This window comes from Pseudoduganella sp. GW821-FHT12E03 (assembly GCF_058807115.1).
Window position 1 is genome coordinate 158,341 of sequence record NZ_JBXAQJ010000011.1, and the last position, 15,766, is coordinate 174,106.

General features: G+C 64.1%; 13 protein-coding genes. 5 read left to right on the forward strand and 8 right to left on the reverse strand.

What is annotated here, in order from left to right; translation table 11 throughout:
* Positions 1-5 precede the first annotated feature (5 nt).
* Positions 6-1,511, forward strand: a complete 1,506-nt coding sequence (locus AC1RRC_RS25880) for a DUF4118 domain-containing protein (RefSeq protein ID WP_493058480.1) — start codon at positions 6-8, stop codon at positions 1,509-1,511.
* Positions 1,489-2,190 carry a response regulator gene (locus AC1RRC_RS25885; RefSeq protein ID WP_493058481.1) on the forward strand — a complete coding sequence of 234 codons (702 nt, stop codon included), beginning with the start codon at positions 1,489-1,491 and terminating at the stop codon, positions 2,188-2,190. The genes AC1RRC_RS25880 and AC1RRC_RS25885 overlap by 23 nt, the downstream gene beginning before the upstream one ends.
* 175 nt (positions 2,191-2,365) lie before the next feature.
* Here the strand turns inward: AC1RRC_RS25885 and AC1RRC_RS25890 are convergent, their stop codons facing one another.
* Genes AC1RRC_RS25890 through AC1RRC_RS25915 form a run of 6 tightly spaced genes read right to left on the reverse strand, consistent with a single transcriptional unit; the run spans position 2,366 to position 7,437 of the window.
* Positions 2,366-2,764 (reverse strand): carboxymuconolactone decarboxylase family protein, encoded by a 399-nt coding sequence (locus AC1RRC_RS25890; protein WP_493058482.1) that lies wholly within the window; start codon positions 2,762-2,764, stop codon positions 2,366-2,368.
* Between the two features lie 13 nt (positions 2,765-2,777).
* A complete protein-coding gene (locus AC1RRC_RS25895; protein ID WP_493058483.1) occupies positions 2,778-3,230 on the reverse strand; it encodes a cache domain-containing protein in 453 nt (150 codons plus the stop codon).
* Positions 3,227-4,660 (reverse strand): sigma-54 interaction domain-containing protein, encoded by a 1,434-nt coding sequence (locus tag AC1RRC_RS25900; protein WP_493058484.1) that lies wholly within the window; start codon positions 4,658-4,660, stop codon positions 3,227-3,229. Before AC1RRC_RS25900 ends, AC1RRC_RS25895 begins: the two co-directional genes overlap by 4 nt.
* A 27-nt stretch (positions 4,661-4,687) precedes the next feature.
* Entirely contained in the window at positions 4,688-5,245 is a 558-nt protein-coding gene (locus AC1RRC_RS25905; RefSeq protein ID WP_493058485.1) for a helix-turn-helix transcriptional regulator, read from the reverse strand.
* 11 nt (positions 5,246-5,256) lie between these two features.
* Positions 5,257-6,039 (reverse strand): 3-hydroxybutyrate dehydrogenase, encoded by a 783-nt coding sequence (locus tag AC1RRC_RS25910; protein WP_493058486.1) that lies wholly within the window; start codon positions 6,037-6,039, stop codon positions 5,257-5,259.
* A 9-nt stretch (positions 6,040-6,048) separates the two neighbouring features.
* Complete coding sequence (locus AC1RRC_RS25915; protein WP_493058487.1) at positions 6,049-7,437, reverse strand: GntP family permease; 1,389 nt, start codon at positions 7,435-7,437, stop codon at positions 6,049-6,051.
* Positions 7,438-7,717: 280 nt separating this feature from the next.
* On the opposite strand from AC1RRC_RS25915, the gene AC1RRC_RS25920 reads away from it, so the two are divergent.
* Positions 7,718-9,136 (forward strand): sigma-54 interaction domain-containing protein, encoded by a 1,419-nt coding sequence (locus AC1RRC_RS25920; protein ID WP_493058488.1) that lies wholly within the window; start codon positions 7,718-7,720, stop codon positions 9,134-9,136.
* Between the two features lie 163 nt (positions 9,137-9,299).
* Here AC1RRC_RS25920 and AC1RRC_RS25925 read toward each other — a convergent pair whose 3' ends face one another.
* Entirely contained in the window at positions 9,300-11,042 is a 1,743-nt protein-coding gene (locus tag AC1RRC_RS25925; protein ID WP_493058489.1) for an extracellular catalytic domain type 2 short-chain-length polyhydroxyalkanoate depolymerase, read from the reverse strand.
* Between the two features lie 189 nt (positions 11,043-11,231).
* Between AC1RRC_RS25925 and AC1RRC_RS25930 the strand changes: the two genes are divergently transcribed.
* Together AC1RRC_RS25930 and AC1RRC_RS25935 are read left to right on the forward strand one after the other, a co-directional pair.
* On the forward strand, positions 11,232-12,215 hold the full coding sequence (locus AC1RRC_RS25930; RefSeq protein WP_493058490.1) for a ribonuclease Z: 984 nt from the start codon (positions 11,232-11,234) through the stop codon (positions 12,213-12,215).
* Between the two features lie 92 nt (positions 12,216-12,307).
* Entirely contained in the window at positions 12,308-12,757 is a 450-nt protein-coding gene (locus tag AC1RRC_RS25935; protein WP_493058491.1) for a cache domain-containing protein, read from the forward strand.
* A gap of 93 nt (positions 12,758-12,850) precedes the next feature.
* Here the strand turns inward: AC1RRC_RS25935 and AC1RRC_RS25940 are convergent, their stop codons facing one another.
* On the reverse strand, positions 12,851-15,628 hold the full coding sequence (locus AC1RRC_RS25940) for a glycosyl hydrolase 115 family protein (RefSeq protein ID WP_493058492.1): 2,778 nt from the start codon (positions 15,626-15,628) through the stop codon (positions 12,851-12,853).
* Between the last annotated feature and the right edge of the window lie 138 nt (positions 15,629-15,766).

Genomic DNA, 15,766 nt, shown 5'->3' on the forward strand with positions numbered 1-15,766 from the left:
CGGTGATGCGGGAATCGGTGAAGAAGGAATCGGTGGATTTGTTCAGGGGGCTCTTGATTGCGCTGGTGGCGTGCAGCGCGGCCACGCTGGCTGTGGCGCCGTTTCGCGACGTGCTGCTGGACGCCAACCTGGCGCTGTATTACCTGTTGATTGTCGTGTGGCTGACCGTGAAGGCGGGCCGCAGCGCGGGATTTTCCGCTTCCGTGCTGTCCGTGCTGTTCTTCGATATCTTCCTGGTGCCGCCATACGACTCGCTGACCGTGCACGATCCGCAGCATGTGCTGACCTTTGCCATGCTGCTGGTGGTGGCGCTGGTGACCAGCCGGCTGGTCGATGGTTTGCGCGTGCAGACCGCCCTGGCGGAAACGCGGGGGCAATGGTCGGAATCGCTGCGTGCGATGGGCGACAACTTGCTGTCGGCGGAAAATGCGGACGATGTGCGCCGCATCGGCGCGCAATTCGTCGGCGGCGTATTTGGCGCCACGGCATGGATCTTGCCGCCGGATTTCCCGTCGGGCACGGACAGCGACCCGCGCCTCACGCTCGGCATGCGAAAAATCGCCGACACCATGCTGCGCCGGCGTGCGGGAGGCGTGCAGGCGCCGGTCAGTTCGGCCGGCGTCGTGTATCTGCCGCTGCAGGCGCGCGAACGTATTTCCGGCGTCATGCTGCTGGTGCTGCCGGCGCACATGGTCCGTCTGGACGCGATGCAGGAACACTGGCTGCAAACCGCTTCCGTGCAACTGGCGCTGGCGCTGGACCGCGTGCACAGCATCGACGTGGCGTCGAAAGCGCGGCTGGCGGAAAAGAACGAGCGCTTCCGCAATTCCATCCTCAGCAGCATTTCACACGACATCCGCACTCCGCTGACCACTGTGGCAGGCCTGGCGGAACTGCTGGTGCAGCAACTGCCCACGGAAAGCGACAGCGGCGGCACGGCGGCGCGCCTGCACCGCGCGGCGGTGCGCATGGATGCGACCGTGACCAACTTGCTCGACATCGCGCGCTTCAGCCAGCACGGCATCGCCATCAACAGCGACTGGGCCGCCATCGATGAAATCATCGGCAGCGCCATCTTCGCCCAGCGCGGCGCGGCGCCGCAACTGGCGTTTGACTCGGAAATCCGGGGCGCGCCAGCGCTGGTCAAGCTCGATGCGCTGCTGATGGAAAAAGTGCTGTGCAACCTGATCGATAACGCGGTGCGCCATGCGCACGGCGCGACCCGCGTCGCGGTGCGCGGGCATCTGCGGCCGCGCAGGCTGCACCTGTCGGTCATCGACAACGGTTGCGGCATGGCGCACCCGCCGCCGCTGGCCAATGTGCTGGCGCCGGACGGCGACAAGCCGCGCGACCACGGCGGCCTGGGGCTGTCCATCTGCCGGGCGATTTGCGACGCGCACGGCGGGCGCATGCGCATTTTCGGCAGGCCGGGCAAGGGCTGCTGCGTTATCCTGACGATCCCCGTTACCGAGACCCTGCCACTGGACTATGCCGACCACCATGCCGAATGACTCCACGATCCTGGTGATTGAAGACGACGCCGATATCCGGCGCATGCTGGTATCGGCCATGGCGGGGCAGGGCTACCGCGTGCGGGAAGCCGCCCGGGGGCAGGAAGGCTTGCTCCTGCTGCAGGAATGCGAACCCGTGTTGCTGCTGGTGGACCTGGGATTACCGGACATGGATGGCGGAGAACTGGTGCGCAGGTTGCGGACGCAAACGGCGGCGCCCATCATTATTGTGTCGGCGCGCCAGATGGAAGCGGAAAAGGTGGCGGCGCTCGATGCCGGGGCCGACGATTTCGTCACCAAGCCGTTTGGCATGCCGGAATTGCAGGCGCGCGTGCGGGCGCACCTGCGGCGGCGCGGCAGTGAACAAGCCGAACCGGTCACCGTGGTGGCGTTTGGCGACGTGGTGCTGGATTTGCAGCGGCATACGGTGGAGCGCGGCGGCCAGCCGGTGCACCTGACGCCGACGGAATTCAAGTTGCTGGAAACCCTGGCCACCAGCGAAGGGAAAGTCTTGACGCACCGCGAATTGCTGCGGCGCGTGTGGGGCGTGGGCTACCTGGAGCGCACCCATTACTTGCGCATCCACATGGCGCATTTGCGCGGCAAGCTGGAAGCCAATCCCACCCAGCCACGGCATTTCCTGACCGAGACCGGGATCGGTTACCGTTTCCAGCTTTAGAGTTCGGGAGTGCACCACGGACGGTATTGCGTAGGGCGGACTCTGCGAGGCCGCCATGCTTGCGTTGCTTGCGATGCGGGCAGTACTTTCATGCGTGCATGGCGGCTTCCTGCGGAAACCGCCCTACGCTTGGTTAAGGCCTCCAGCCATCGGCGGGCGCCGTGGCCAACGGTGCCTACACCGCCTGCATCATGGCGTTGTAATCGCCGCGCTCCCGCAAACACTCCTGCGCGGCGCGGAACGCGTCGACCGCCAGCGGCGCGCCGCAATACACGCCGGCGTGCAGCAGCACTTCCTGCAATTCCGTGACGGTGGCGCCGTTGTTCAGCGCTCCCCGGATGTGGCCCTTGATTTCATGCGAGCGCCCCAGCGCCGTCAGCATGGCCAGGGTCAGGAAACTGCGGGTCTTTAAATCGATGCCTTCGCGGCACCACACCGTGCCCCAGGCATTGCGCGTGATGAATTCCTGCAGCGGACGGGTAAACGCGTCCGATTGTGCGAACGCGCTGTCCACGTAGCTGTCGCCCATCACCTGTTTGCGCATTTGCAGGCCATCCTGGAATTGCTGGTCCATGTTTTACGGCTCCTTATTTGTAATAGCCGGCGGCGATGACGATGTCGTCGGCTTTTTCCAGGTAGACCGACTTGTCACGCAGCGCCTTGGTGGCGGGATCGACCCATTTGTAGTCGACCCAGCCGCTGCCTGTGCTGCGGGCGGCCGTGAGGATGTCCTTGATGAAGTAGCGGTCGTTGGCGTCGCGCAGCTGGCTGACGTCGACGCCGATCAGCTTGGGATTGGCGCCATGCGCCACGACTTTGCCGTCGAGCGTGTAGACGCTCAGGTATAAGTCATGGTCGACAAACGTGCCTTTCGGATTGCTGGCCTCCGTCAGCAGTTTTTCCTTGCCGTTTTTCTTCATGTAGGTGACAGCTTTGCGCACGATGCCGGACGCATCGGCGGCCGTGTGCTGGGCGACAGCGGCGCTGGTGAACGCCAGCAGGGACAGGGCGCACAGGGTGCGTTGGAAAGTCATGGTCATGTCATCTCCTTGTGTGAGTTGGTTTTTAATCCGGCCATACGCTTGTACATCGTCGCGCGCGAGAGACCCAGCAGCCTGGCGGCGGCGACCACGTTGCCGCCAGTGGCATCGAGCGCGTTCTTTGTGATGGTGTTGTCGAATTCCGCCAGCGCCGCCGCATAGCTGCGCACCGGCTGTGCAGCGGCATGCGCGCCGGTGCACAGCGGCAGCACCGCGTCGAACGCTTCCACGCCCAGGCGGGTGCTGTCGCTGAGGATGCAGGCCCGCTCCAGCACATTGCGCAATTCACGCACATTGCCTGGCCAGCGGTAGGCGCCCAGCAGCGCCAGCGCGTCCGGCGTCATGCTGCGGCGGCGCGTGCCGTGCCGCTCATAAATTTGCTGCAGCAGCGCATCGCACAGCACATCGAGGTCGGCCAGGCGGTCGCGCAGCGGCGGCAAGTTGATTTGCAGGACGTTCAGGCGGTAATACAGGTCGGAGCGGAAGCGGCCCTGCGCCACCAGCGCCGCCAGGTCCACGCTGGTGGCGGCAATCACCCGCACGTCGACCTTGATGATCTTGCCTGAACCGAGCATTTCAAATTCCTGTTCCTGCAGCACGCGCAGCAGCTTGCTTTGCATCGTCAGCGGCAAGTCGCCGATTTCATCGAGGAACAGGGTGCCGCCGTCGGCCTGCTTGAATTTTCCGTCGCGCGGGCGGCGGTCGGCGCCGGTGTAAGCGCCGGGCGCCACGCCAAAGAATTCGGCTTCCAGCAGGGTTTCCGGCACGGCCGCCATGTTGACGCCGATGAAAGACGCGTTGGCGCGGCTGGACAGCGCGTGAATCGCGTTGGCCAGGATTTCCTTGCCGGTGCCGGTTTCCCCCAGCAGCAAGACGCCGACATCGAGTTGCGCCGCGCGCGCCGCGTGGCGTTTGACTTCCATGCAGGCTGGCGAGCCGCCGACGAAATCGTCCAGCGCATACTTTGCCGTGCGGCGTTCGGCCAGGCCGCGCCGTGCGGCGGCCAGTTCCTGCTGCAACGCGGTGAACTTGGCCACCAATGGTTTCAACTGGTGCAGCTGTTCATACAGGACGAACCCCACCGCGCCGATCACGTCGCCCTGGTCGCTTTCCAGCGGCATGCGGGTAACGACAAAGGTTTGCTGGCCGAATTCCATGATATCGAGCAGGATCGGCTCGCCGGTGCGCATGACGTCGCGCAGCAGGCTGTTGGGAATGACTTTTTCAATTTCCTTGCCGACCGCCTGCCCGGCGTCGCGCAAGCCCAGCATGGCGCGGTATTTGTCGTCGATCCACACGATGCGGCCCTGCCGGTCCACCACGATGGCCCCTTCATACAGGCTGTCGAGCTGGCGGAACAGGGTGCGCATCGCGTGCTTGTGGATCGCGGCGGCGTTGGTCAGGAATGCTTGGGTGGACTGGGCTGGCATGGTGTGGGGTCGTGGCGGATCGTGGCTTCAATTCAGGCTGGCCAGCTTGTGCAGCAGCGCGCCCGAGGTCGACACGCCGAACTTGCGCATCAGGTTCGCGCGGTGCATTTCCACCGTGCGGGGACTGAGGTCGATGCGGCGCGCAATGCGCTTGCTGGTTTGCCCTTCCAGCAGCAGCGCCGCCACTTCGCGTTCGCGTGGCGTCATGCCGACCGCCACCGGCCGGCGGCCGCTCAAGTCTTCGAACGTCCAGACCCCGACCGCGTGGGGATTGGACGCCATCAGCGCGCGTCCGGCCACGCGGCACCAGAACAATTCCCCATTGGCGCGGCGCATGATGCGCTCGTCCGTGTAGGCGCCGCCGGTGGCCAGCGCATCGGCAATGCGGGCGCCGATGCGTTCGAATTCTTCCAGCGTGGGGTACAGCATTTCCAGCGACTGGCCCGCCAGGTCGGCGCGGGTATAGCCGAAGATGCCGGCCAGGGCTTCGTTGGCGGAATACAGCATGCGCTGGCGCGATACACACATACCGACCGTCGCCAGCTGGAAAATGTCTTCGTAATCGATGGGAGTGAAAGCGCTCATCGCATGGCTCCTTATTGGGCGGTCCAGCCGCCGTCGATGGTCAGTTGCGCGCCGCGCATTTGCCGGGCGCCGTCGGAACACAGGAACAGCACGGCCGCGGCAATCTGTTCCGGCGTGGCGAACGCCTGCGACGGCTGCTTTTCCGCCAGCAGGCGCGCCTGCGCGGCGTCCAGGGGCAGGCCTTCGCGCGCGGCCAGGTCATCGATCTGCTTTTGCACCAGCGGCGTCAAGACCCAGCCGGGGCAAATCGCATTGCACGTGATGGCGCTGCGGGCGTTTTCCAGCGCCACGGTCTTGGTCAGGCCGATCACGCCGTGCTTGGCCGCCACATAGGCCGCCTTATTGCTTGACGCCACCAGGCCATGCACCGACGCGATATTGACGATGCGGCCCCAGTTACGCTGCTGCATGCCGGGCAGCGCGGCGCGGATCGTATAGAAATTCGACGACAGGTTGATCGCCATGATCTGTTCCCATTTGTCGGCCGGGAAATCTTCCACCCGCGCGGTGTGCTGGATACCGGCGTTGTTGACGAGGATATCGACCGAGCCAAACGCGGCTTCGGCTTCCCGCACCATGGCTTCGATCTGGTCGGGGCGGCTCATGTCGGCGGCGCTGTGGCGGACCTGAACGCCGTGCGCGGCGGCCAGGGTGGCCGCCAGGTCGGCGATGGCGGCCGGCTCGCCGAAGCCGTTCAGCATGACGTTGGCGCCCTGTTCCGCCAGGGCGCGCGCGATGCCAAGACCGATGCCGCTGGTGGAGCCGGTCACGATGGCGGATTTATTGTTCAGCATGGGGTCTCCTTAATGGGCAAACATGTAGTAAGTGCCGATGACGACAAACACCGACAGGGTCTTGATGCAGGTGACGGCAAAGATGTCGCCATACGACACGCGGTGCGTCAGGCCGCACACGGCCAGCAGGGTGATGACGGCGCCGTTGTGGGGCAGGGTATCCATGCCGCCGCTGGCCATCGACGCCACGCGGTGCAGCACTTCCAGCGGAATGTTGGCGGCGTTGGCGGCGGCGATGAAGGTGTCCGACATGGCGGCCAGCGCGATGCTCATGCCGCCCGAGGCGGAACCGGTGATGCCGGCCAGGGTGGTGACGGCAATCGCTTCGTTGACCAGTGGATTGGGCACCGACTTCAGCGCTTCGGCCACCACCAGGAAGCCCGGCAAGCCGGCGATCACGGCGCCAAAGCCATATTCGGACGCGGTATTCATCGACGCCAGCAGCGAGCCGGAAATCGCGGTCTTGGTGCCTTCCGAGAAACGGGCGCGGATCGGTTTCCAGGCCAGCGCCAGCACGCTGAGGATGCCGAGCAGCAGGGCCGCTTCGACGGCCCAGATGGCGGCGACTTTCGACACTTCGGTGGCGACCGGTTTGACCGCGCCGGCCAGGGTCATGCTGTGGGTTTTACCGTAGTGGATCGGGATCAGCAGGGTGAAGATCTTGTTGAACACGCCCACCAGCAGCAGCGGTAGCAGCGCCAGCGCCGGGTGCGGCAGTTTTTCGTGGGCGAATTCCTCCGGCTCGTTGCTGTGGCCCGCGCCATAGCCTTCGCCGCGCACCAGCGCGTCGCGGCGGCGCCATTCCAGGTACGCCAGGCCGCACACCAGGATGAAGACCGAACCCGTCACGCCCAGCCATGGCGCGGCCCAGGTATCGGTCTGGAAGAACGCGGTCGGGATGATGTTCTGGATTTGCGGGCTGCCGGGCAGGGCGTCCATGGTGAACGTGAACGCGCCGAGGGCAATGGTGCCGGGGATCAGGCGTTTCGGGATATCGCCCTGGCGGAACATTTCAGCGGCAAACGGGTACACCGCGAACACCACGACAAACAGCGATACGCCGCCATAGGTCAGCACCGCGCACACCATGACGATGGCCAGCATGGCCCGTTCGCGGCCGACCATGCGGATCACCAGCGCCACGATGGACTTGGAAAAACCGGACAGTTCGATCACCTTGCCGAACACGGCGCCCAGTAAGAACACGGGGAAGTACAGTTTCACGAAGCCGACCATTTTGTCCATGAAGACGCTGGAAAACATGGGCGGCACCAGCGAAGGATCGGTCAGCAATACCGCCAGCAGGGCGGCGACCGGGGCGAACAAAATCACGCTGAAGCCGCGGTAGGCTACGTACATCAGCAGGGCGAGGGATAGTAAAACAACAATCAGGCTCATGGCAGGGGTCCCCTTTATAAGAATGGAACCTTGCTTATTGCACTAACCGTGCCAGATTGCTAAAACCCTTATATATCAATGACTTGGTGATTTCAGATATTTACGGCAGAAATAACTGAGCGGAAAAGTGTCCGGATTTCCATACACCTCTTTGATCCAAATCATGCAAGTATATGAAACTAATGAATTTTCAGCAGTCCAGAAATCTGGACAGCGACTGAAAGACTGGACAGTCCGGTCACAAACTGGAATGTTGTCCAATTACAAGGACCCCCCTGCAATGAATCTGACCCAGTTGTTTACGGAGAACCCGGAAGGCCTGATGAACCTGGCCACGCCCGCCTTGCTGCAGCGGCTGGAAGATATTTGCGAAGGCACCATCGCGGTCGATGCGGAGGCGCGCATCGTGTGGATCAACGAGCGCTACCTGCAAATCATGGGATTGCCGCCCGACCCGCAAGCGTTGCTCGGGCGGGAAATCGAAGAAGTCATTCCGCACAGCCTGTTGCGCCAGGTGATCCGCACCGGCGAACCGATCTTGCTGGACTTGATGGCGTTCGGCAATGAAACCTTTGTTGTCACGCGGCTGCCGTTGATGGACCGTTATGGCAAGGTGGTGGGCGCCGTGGGGTTTTGCCTGTACGAGAAAATGCATCATTTAAAGCCGCTGATGGACAAGTTTTCGCGGTTGCAGCAAGAACTGGCCGACACGCGCCGCCAACTGGCGGAAAACCGCCGGCCCCGTTATACACTGGCCAGCTATGTCGGCAACTGCCCGGCCAGCATCGAAGTCAAGCGCCAGGCGCGCCGCGCGGCGGAACTCGACACGACAGTGTTATTGCTGGGCGAGACCGGCACCGGCAAGGAATTGCTGGCGCAAGCGATCCACGCGCATTCGCCGCGCGCCAGTAAACCTTTCATTGCCGTCAATGCGGCGGCGATACCGGAAAGCCTGCTGGAAGCGGAATTCTTCGGCGTGGCGCCGGGCGCCTATACGGGGGCCGACAAGAAGGGCCGCGACGGCAAGTTCAAGCTGGCCCATGGCGGCACTCTGTTTCTCGACGAAGTGGGCGACATGCCGCTGCAAGTGCAGGCCAAGCTGTTGCGCGTGCTGCAGGAACAGGAAATCGAACCGCTGGGTTCCAATAAAGTGGTCAAGGTCGACGTGCGCATCATTGCCGCCACCAGCGTGGCGCTGCAGCAATCAGTGGCGCAGGGGCGCTTCCGCTCCGACCTGTATTACCGCCTCAATGTGCTGTCGATGACCTTGCCGCCGCTGCGCGAGCGCCTCGGCGACCTGGAAGCGCTGTGTGAAAGTGCGCTGGAACAGATTTATGAACGCACCGGCATGGCGCGGCGCGACATGACACCGTCGGCGCTGGCGTATCTGTCGCGCTATGACTGGCCGGGCAATGTGCGCGAGTTGCGCAATGTGCTGGAAAAGGCGGTGCTGTACAGCGAATCGAAGCAGCTCGACGCCGACGATTTTGCGCGCATCCTGCCGCAATGTACGATGGCCTCGCCATCGCGCCAGCAGCAGGTGCTGCCGCTGGCGCGGGTGGTGGCCGATGCGGAGCGGGAAGCCATCATGACCGCGCTGCAGGCGGCCGGGGGACGCAAGAGCGTGGCGGCGCAAATGCTGGGGATTTCGCGGGCGACGTTGTATGAGAAATTATCGCAGTTGAAGCTGGCGGCGTAGGGCGGTTTCCGCTTTGGCGGAAGCCGCCGTGCACGCACCGAGGCACAATATAACGCCGCCGCGCCGCACACATGGCGGCAAGCCTGCGGCTTACCGCCCTACGCATTTGGCGTCCCGTCAATTCATCACGGTGTGCGCCATGCGACCTTGTAAAACCTGACGGTTACGGGCAATTGCCGATGATGTAATACCCCGCCGCCGTTTGCGCCAGTGTCGTCGTATAGAACGTGTTATTCAACCCCATGTTCTGGTTCGACCCCAGCGCCAGCGCATAGCCGGCGCTGTTGACTGCGCGTCCCGCCTGCACGTGCGCATAATTGCTGGACGTCGTCGTGGCGCACACGAAGCCGGAGGACGTCGTGGCCGGCACCGGCGCGGACAAGGCGCTTTCACGGCCGGCCGCAAACGCCGTCACCGCATAGCTGTAGCTGGTCGATGCCGTCAGTCCGCTGTCGGTGAACGTGGTGCCGCCGGTCGGCGTCGCGTTGACTTTGACGCCGTTGCGGTACACGTGATAGCCGGTGGCGCCGCTGGCCGCATTCCAGCTCAGCGACACGGTGGTGGCGGTCTGGCCCGTCACGGCCAGACCGGCGGGCACGGCCAGCGGCGGCGGATTGCCCGTGGTGGTGGCGTTGACCGGGGCGGATTCCACGCCGGTCGCCCCTTGCGCGGTGACGGCCTTGATGGTGTACGTATAGCTGCTGCCGGACGACAGGCCGGCATCCGTGTACGAGGTGGCCGTCACGGTATTGGCATTGACCTTGGCGCCGCCGCGATACACGTGATAGCCCGCCGCGCCGGCCACGCTGCTCCACTGCAGCGAAACGGAGGTATCGGTCACGCCGCTGACGGCGACGCCGGTTGGCGCCGGCAGGGCGGAGTAGCCGGACGCCACGCGGTCCACCATGGCCTTGATGGCCACCATTTGCCGTCCGCTTTTCTTCGCGTAGTTCGCATCGTCATACCCCCACCAGTCCCAGCAGCCATTGGGATTGCCGACGCTGCTGGGCGCGGTTTGCGGATACAGCACGACGATGTTGTTGGTGTCGGCCCACTTGTTGTAGCCCGTGTTGCGGTAATACTTGTCCTGGATCTTGGTCGGGTCCTGCTGGCAACCGTGCACCACCACGTGCACCTTGCACTGGCCATTGGCGGCGCAACTGGCCGGAACATAGGCCCAGCCGCTGGCCGCCATGCCGTGCGTGGTGGGGCTGGCAATGAATTCGGCCTGGTTGAATTCAACAAAGCTGCCACCCAATGTGCCCGTGTTTTTCGCGTTCAGCGGGCCGTAGATCCACTTGAGGATTTCCCCGGCCAAATCGAAGTTGCAGTTGTTGATGTACGGGCTGGCCTTGACGCTGCAACCGCTGCCGAAGTAATCCGTCACCATCGCATGCTCGGACGCCATGTCTTTCTTGTAGAACACGTTGGCGCTGTTGACGTAATTCTTGTAGTACGTTTCCGCCTCGTTCATCACCAGTTGCTTGACCGTGCTGTCGATAGTGCCGGAATATAAATACACCTTGGAATTGGTGAGGTTGCTGGTGGGGTCAATGAAACCCTGGCTGGCCCAGCTGTTGGTGGTGGCGATCAGCGACGCGGTGGGTGGTTTGCTGGCGGCGGTGGCCGCCATGCAGGGGCCGGTGGCGTTGGTGACGGAACCTTGCGCGCAATAAAACGGGCCGCCCGCGACGATGCCGGCGCCGGCTTTAAAGGTCGAGGAAAACGCCACGTGTAATTGCGCCGCCATAAAGCCGCCGGACGACAGGCCGGACACCGATGACTTGCTGATATCGATGTTATAGGCGGGTAATGCAACCGGGGCCGCCTGGGCCTGCAGTGTGCAGGCGAGGGCGGCAGCCAGGGCGGCGGGACGCAGGGTGGAATGTAATACGGTAGTTGCCATCGGTGTCTCCATTGTTGGTTCGTATTTCGATGTAACTTCGGATGCAAACTGCGAGGTCCGGCAAGGGCAGGTCCGTTGGGGGAGGCGGTCCTGCACCTTGCCGGGAACTGCGATGTTAGGACGAAAAAGCCCGCATGGCCCGGACCCCGTATTTCTACGGTGCCCGGCTGGGTCCGCGTACAATGCGGCATGCTTAAACTGACTTTCCTCGGCACCTCATCCGGCGTGCCCACCATCCGCCGCAACGTCACGTCCTTGGCCGTCCACTTGCCGAAAGGCCGCGACTGGTGGATGGTCGATTGCGGCGAAGCCACCCAGCACCGCTTGCAGCGCACGCCGCTGTCGGTGCACGACATGGTGGGCATTTGCATTACCCACGTGCATGGCGATCATAGCTATGGCTTGCCGGGCTTGCTGGCCAGCGCGTCGATGACCGGGCGCAAGCGGCCTTTGATCCTGATCGCGCCGCAAGCGGTCAAGGCCTGGCTGGATGCGACCCTGCTGCACACGGAATTGTTCCTGACCTTTCCGCTGATCCATATCGATGTGGCGCCCAACCAGCTGGTGCACCAGGAACCGGGACTGATCATCGAACGGCACCCGCTGTCGCACCGGTCACCCAGCGTGGCGTTCCGCTTCGATGTCAGCAAGACGCGCTGGCATCTCGATGGCGCGGCATTACAGGCGCGCGGTGTGCCGCGCGGGCCGCTGTGGGGCCGGTTGCAGGCGGGGGAGGATGTCACCCTGGACGATGGCGGCGTGGTGCGGGCGGACGACGTGCGCACCGTGCAGACGGAACGGGTGGTGGCGGTGATCGGCGGCGACAACGATACGCCGTCCCTGCTGCGGGAAGCCTGCGCCGAGGCGCAACTGCTGGTGCATGAAGCGACCTATACCGAAGCCATCCTGCAAAAAGTCGGGCCCGGGCCGACCCACAGTTCAGTGCAGCGCGTGGCGCAATTTGCCGCCGCGCGCGGGTTGCCGAACCTGATCCTCACGCACTTCAGTGCGCGCTATGACAACCCGGAAGGGATGGCGGAACTCGATGCGGAAGCCCGCCGGTATTACGATGGCAATCTGTTCCTGGCCAGTGATTTTGACGAGTATGCACTGGGGACCGATGGCGTGGTGAGCAAGGTGGGCGAGCGGCGGAAACGTCCGGCTCCCCGCTAAGGCCGGCGGCGCACTACGTAGAACAGCGTACTGCAATCGCGGCGGGTTAGGACTACACTGGGTGCAAACAATCACAAGGGAGACAAACCAAAATGAACCATTTCACGACACTGATTGCCGCCGTGGCGCTGGCCGCGCCCTATGCCCAGGCGGCGGACAGCACGGCAGTCGCCATTGCCATGGTGGACAAGGGCGCGGCTTACCTGCAAAAGAATGGCAAGGATGCGCTGATCAAGGAAGTCAACGCGAAAAACCCGGACTTTGTCAATGCCACCACGTACCTGGTGGTGAGGGCGCCGGATGGCCTGATGCTGGCCCATCCCACCAATCCCAAATTGGTGGGCAAGAATGCCGTGGTGTTGCCCGATGCCGATGGCAAGCTGTTCCGCAAGGAAATCATCGACCGCGCGGCAAAGGAAGGCAAGGGCTGGGTCGATTACCGGTATAACAATCCACAAACCGGCGAGATTGAAAAGAAAACCACGTATTTCCTGAAGAGTGGCGACGTGATCCTGGAAGCGGGGATTTACAAGGGTAAATAAGGGGCGGGTCAATCCCCCCCGGACGGAACGCCCAATGCGGGCAGCTTGCACCAAGCCGCCCGCATGCGTCAACACGGCGCCGGCAAATGTCCATCAGCGCCGGAGCGGCGGCGTTCCATAATAGACAGGCGCGCCATCAAAGCGGATGTCGATCCTGTCCAGCGCAAATCCCGGGTCCAGCGCCCGCACCTCCAGCGTGTGTTCACCGGGCGCCAGCCCCGGCAAGCCGATCGTGCGCACCGCCGTGTTGGTCAGCACATTGTTCTTCCATTCATCGCTGCGCCCGGCCGTTGCGAAATCCAGTTCCCGGGCCGGCTGGCCATCGATGCTGGCGGCGATGCGCATGCCGCTGGCGGAAGTCAGCGGATGCATGGGCAGCCCGATCAGCCGGATTTGCACCGCGCCGGCCGTATGGCTGTGGAAACGGAAACGCAACACGGCGTCGCTGCCCGGAGCGTCCAGCGAGGAACGCATGGCTGTCCCGGTGCTGCCCACGTCGATGGCTGTCCAGCCGCTGCTGGTGTGCGCCGCGCTGGCCGGCAGGGTAATGATGCGGTCATGCTCGGTGGCGACGCCCTCCGCGGCGCCGGGAGCCAGGCGCAGGTTCACCCTGATTTCCGTGGCGCCGCAAGCGAGCTTGAACGCGGAGGCCGCGCCGCCGTTGTAATGCACATCGATACGCTGTTCATAACCATTGGCGCTGTCGAGCGATCCTTCCCGCTGGACCGGCGCCACTCCGCCGGAAGCGCCCACGGCGCGCCATGCCACCGGTGTGGCGCCATACTGCACCAGCGTGACGGTCCTGGTTTCCGCCCGGCCCCTGGTCAACACCAGCGCATCGCCCTGCGCCGACAAGGGCGACGGATACACGATGCCGCAGCCTTTATCGGCGCGGGCCGTGACGGGGTACGTGGGGAACAGCGGCGCCATGAACACCGGCAACCGGCGCGGCGCCGCATCCATCATGCCGCGCCACTTGCCACCGGCCTGCGCATTGTATTGCGCGGTATCGGCCACGATGGCCGCCTGCGCCGCCTCGGCCTGCCGCGCGTACAACTGCGCCGATGGCCGTCCCATGCGCGCATATTGCGCTGCCAGGTCCAGCTTGAGGATGCGGTGGTTCAGGCTGGAGGCGGCCCGCACCGGGTACAGCACCAGCTGGAAGTAGGCGTCGCGCAATGCCGGCGGCAAGGTGTCGGCAATCGCCTGCGCGCGCTGCGCCAATGCCGCGTGGCGCGCCAGCCGCCATTCCGCTTCCTCGCCGCCCGCTTGCAGGTAATCGGCCTGGCGCGTCGGCGTGGTCGGTTCGGTATGGCTGAAGCCCATGAATTCGGGGCGGCGCTCCCACGCGAGGGCATAGTATTCCTGCATGATGGCGGCAATCGCGTCCGCCTGCGGTGCGCCAAATTGCACGGCGGCCCAGTCCCGCAAATGCTGGCGGGCTTCCCGGTCCAGCTGGCGCCGGTCGAATGCCGCATCGAGGAAATACTGCATCAGGTATTCATTGGGCTTGATGTCGCCCACGTTGACCACCCACAGCCGGTCCACCCCTGTGTGCACGGCGCGCTGCAACTGGTCGCGCACCAGGCCCGGGTGCGTGCTGCCCAGCCACAGGTAATCATGGGGACGGCCCCAGTACGAGATGTGGTAGTACAAGCCCGCGCCGCCGGGACGGCCCGCCTCGGCCGGATTGCTCAACTGGTGCAGGTAGCCGTAATTATCATCGGGCCAGACCAGCGTGATGTCGTCCGGCACTTGCAACCCGTGGTTGTAGATGTCCAGTACTTCCTTGTACAGGGTCAATGCCTGCGGGGTTTCCTTGGGCAGCATGGCGCGCTGGACCGCGATCACGTCTTGCATGCCCTGGCGCGCCTGCTCGATGGTACTGGCGCCCTCCATGGCGGAATCGTGCACGCCACGGATACCCATCGACATCATGACGTTTGTGCCTTGCACTTGTTCGATGCGCTGGCGCCAGTAGCGCACCAGCGCATCGCGGTTGCTGAACCAGTTGAACGGGCCATCCGCCTTGTCCCATTCGCGCACGTTATTGCGCATCATCGGTTCCGCGTGCGAGGTGCCGACCACGATGGCGTAATCGCGCGCCGCCTGCGCATTGCCGGGAACCTGGTAAAACGGTTTGGTTGAATCGTGCATGGCGGGCCAGACCAGGTTGGCCTTCAGGCGCCACAGCAATTCAAACACGCGCCCATAGGTGGCGGGGCCGATATCGCCAGCCGGATCGAACGTCCTGGCGGCCCACGGCTGCAAGCCCCAGTCTTCATCGTTGAGGAAGATGCCCCGGTAGCGCACCGACGGCGCCGCCGACAGCAGCCGTTCGCCGCGCACCGCCACGGTGGCGCGCACGGCAGGTTTCACATCGGCCCACCATTCCCAGGCCGACACGCCGATCTCGCGCGACAGGTCCACGCCGCCATACACCGCGCCGCGCGCATCCGACCCGGCAATCACCAGCAGGTTCACACCAGGGCGCCGGCGCGATACCACGCCAATGCGCAGGTGGCGTTCCCATTCGCCCTGGAGAACGCTGGTGTCAATGCCCTCGTCGCGGGCGACGGCTTGCAGCAGCGGCCCATCGTGGCGGCCGATCACGATACAGGTGCGGGTGCAATCGTCCAGCCGTGTCAGGTGCCGCACCGGCTGGCCGCTGACGGCTTGCAGGTCGCGCTGCAGCAAGGCGCCCGCCAGCCGCATGGTGGCGCTGTCTTCCGACACGATGTCGGCCACCGCATGGCGGGTAGCCAGCGTGAATTCCACCGCACGGGCCTCCGGCTGCGGCCCTGTGATCAACGCCATGAAGGCGAAGCAGGCGGCGAGCGGGTGGCGGAAGGGCAGGGGAACGGGGCGCATGGCCCATCATAGCCGCGCATCCGGAGTACGCCATGCCGGTATGCCAAATCGATATCGGTCGCGCAGAAAAATTCATCCCTCAACTGGCCTGGCTGGGATATGGTTCATGCAGTTATCGATATCAATAAGAACGGGGAG

Coding starts and splice junctions, on each gene's coding strand:
- AC1RRC_RS25885 (WP_493058481.1), top strand. CDS start 1,489: ATGCCGACCACCATGCCGAATGACTCCACGATCCTGGTGATTGAAGAC.
- AC1RRC_RS25925 (WP_493058489.1), bottom strand. CDS start 11,042: ATGGCAACTACCGTATTACATTCCACCCTGCGTCCCGCCGCCCTGGCT.
- AC1RRC_RS25905 (WP_493058485.1), bottom strand. CDS start 5,245: ATGAGCGCTTTCACTCCCATCGATTACGAAGACATTTTCCAGCTGGCG.
- AC1RRC_RS25935 (WP_493058491.1), top strand. CDS start 12,308: ATGAACCATTTCACGACACTGATTGCCGCCGTGGCGCTGGCCGCGCCC.
- AC1RRC_RS25920 (WP_493058488.1), top strand. CDS start 7,718: ATGAATCTGACCCAGTTGTTTACGGAGAACCCGGAAGGCCTGATGAAC.
- AC1RRC_RS25930 (WP_493058490.1), top strand. CDS start 11,232: ATGCTTAAACTGACTTTCCTCGGCACCTCATCCGGCGTGCCCACCATC.
- AC1RRC_RS25915 (WP_493058487.1), bottom strand. CDS start 7,437: ATGAGCCTGATTGTTGTTTTACTATCCCTCGCCCTGCTGATGTACGTA.
- AC1RRC_RS25910 (WP_493058486.1), bottom strand. CDS start 6,039: ATGCTGAACAATAAATCCGCCATCGTGACCGGCTCCACCAGCGGCATC.
- AC1RRC_RS25895 (WP_493058483.1), bottom strand. CDS start 3,230: ATGACCATGACTTTCCAACGCACCCTGTGCGCCCTGTCCCTGCTGGCG.
- AC1RRC_RS25900 (WP_493058484.1), bottom strand. CDS start 4,660: ATGCCAGCCCAGTCCACCCAAGCATTCCTGACCAACGCCGCCGCGATC.
- AC1RRC_RS25890 (WP_493058482.1), bottom strand. CDS start 2,764: ATGGACCAGCAATTCCAGGATGGCCTGCAAATGCGCAAACAGGTGATG.
- AC1RRC_RS25940 (WP_493058492.1), bottom strand. CDS start 15,628: ATGCGCCCCGTTCCCCTGCCCTTCCGCCACCCGCTCGCCGCCTGCTTC.
- AC1RRC_RS25880 (WP_493058480.1), top strand. CDS start 6: ATGCGGGAATCGGTGAAGAAGGAATCGGTGGATTTGTTCAGGGGGCTC.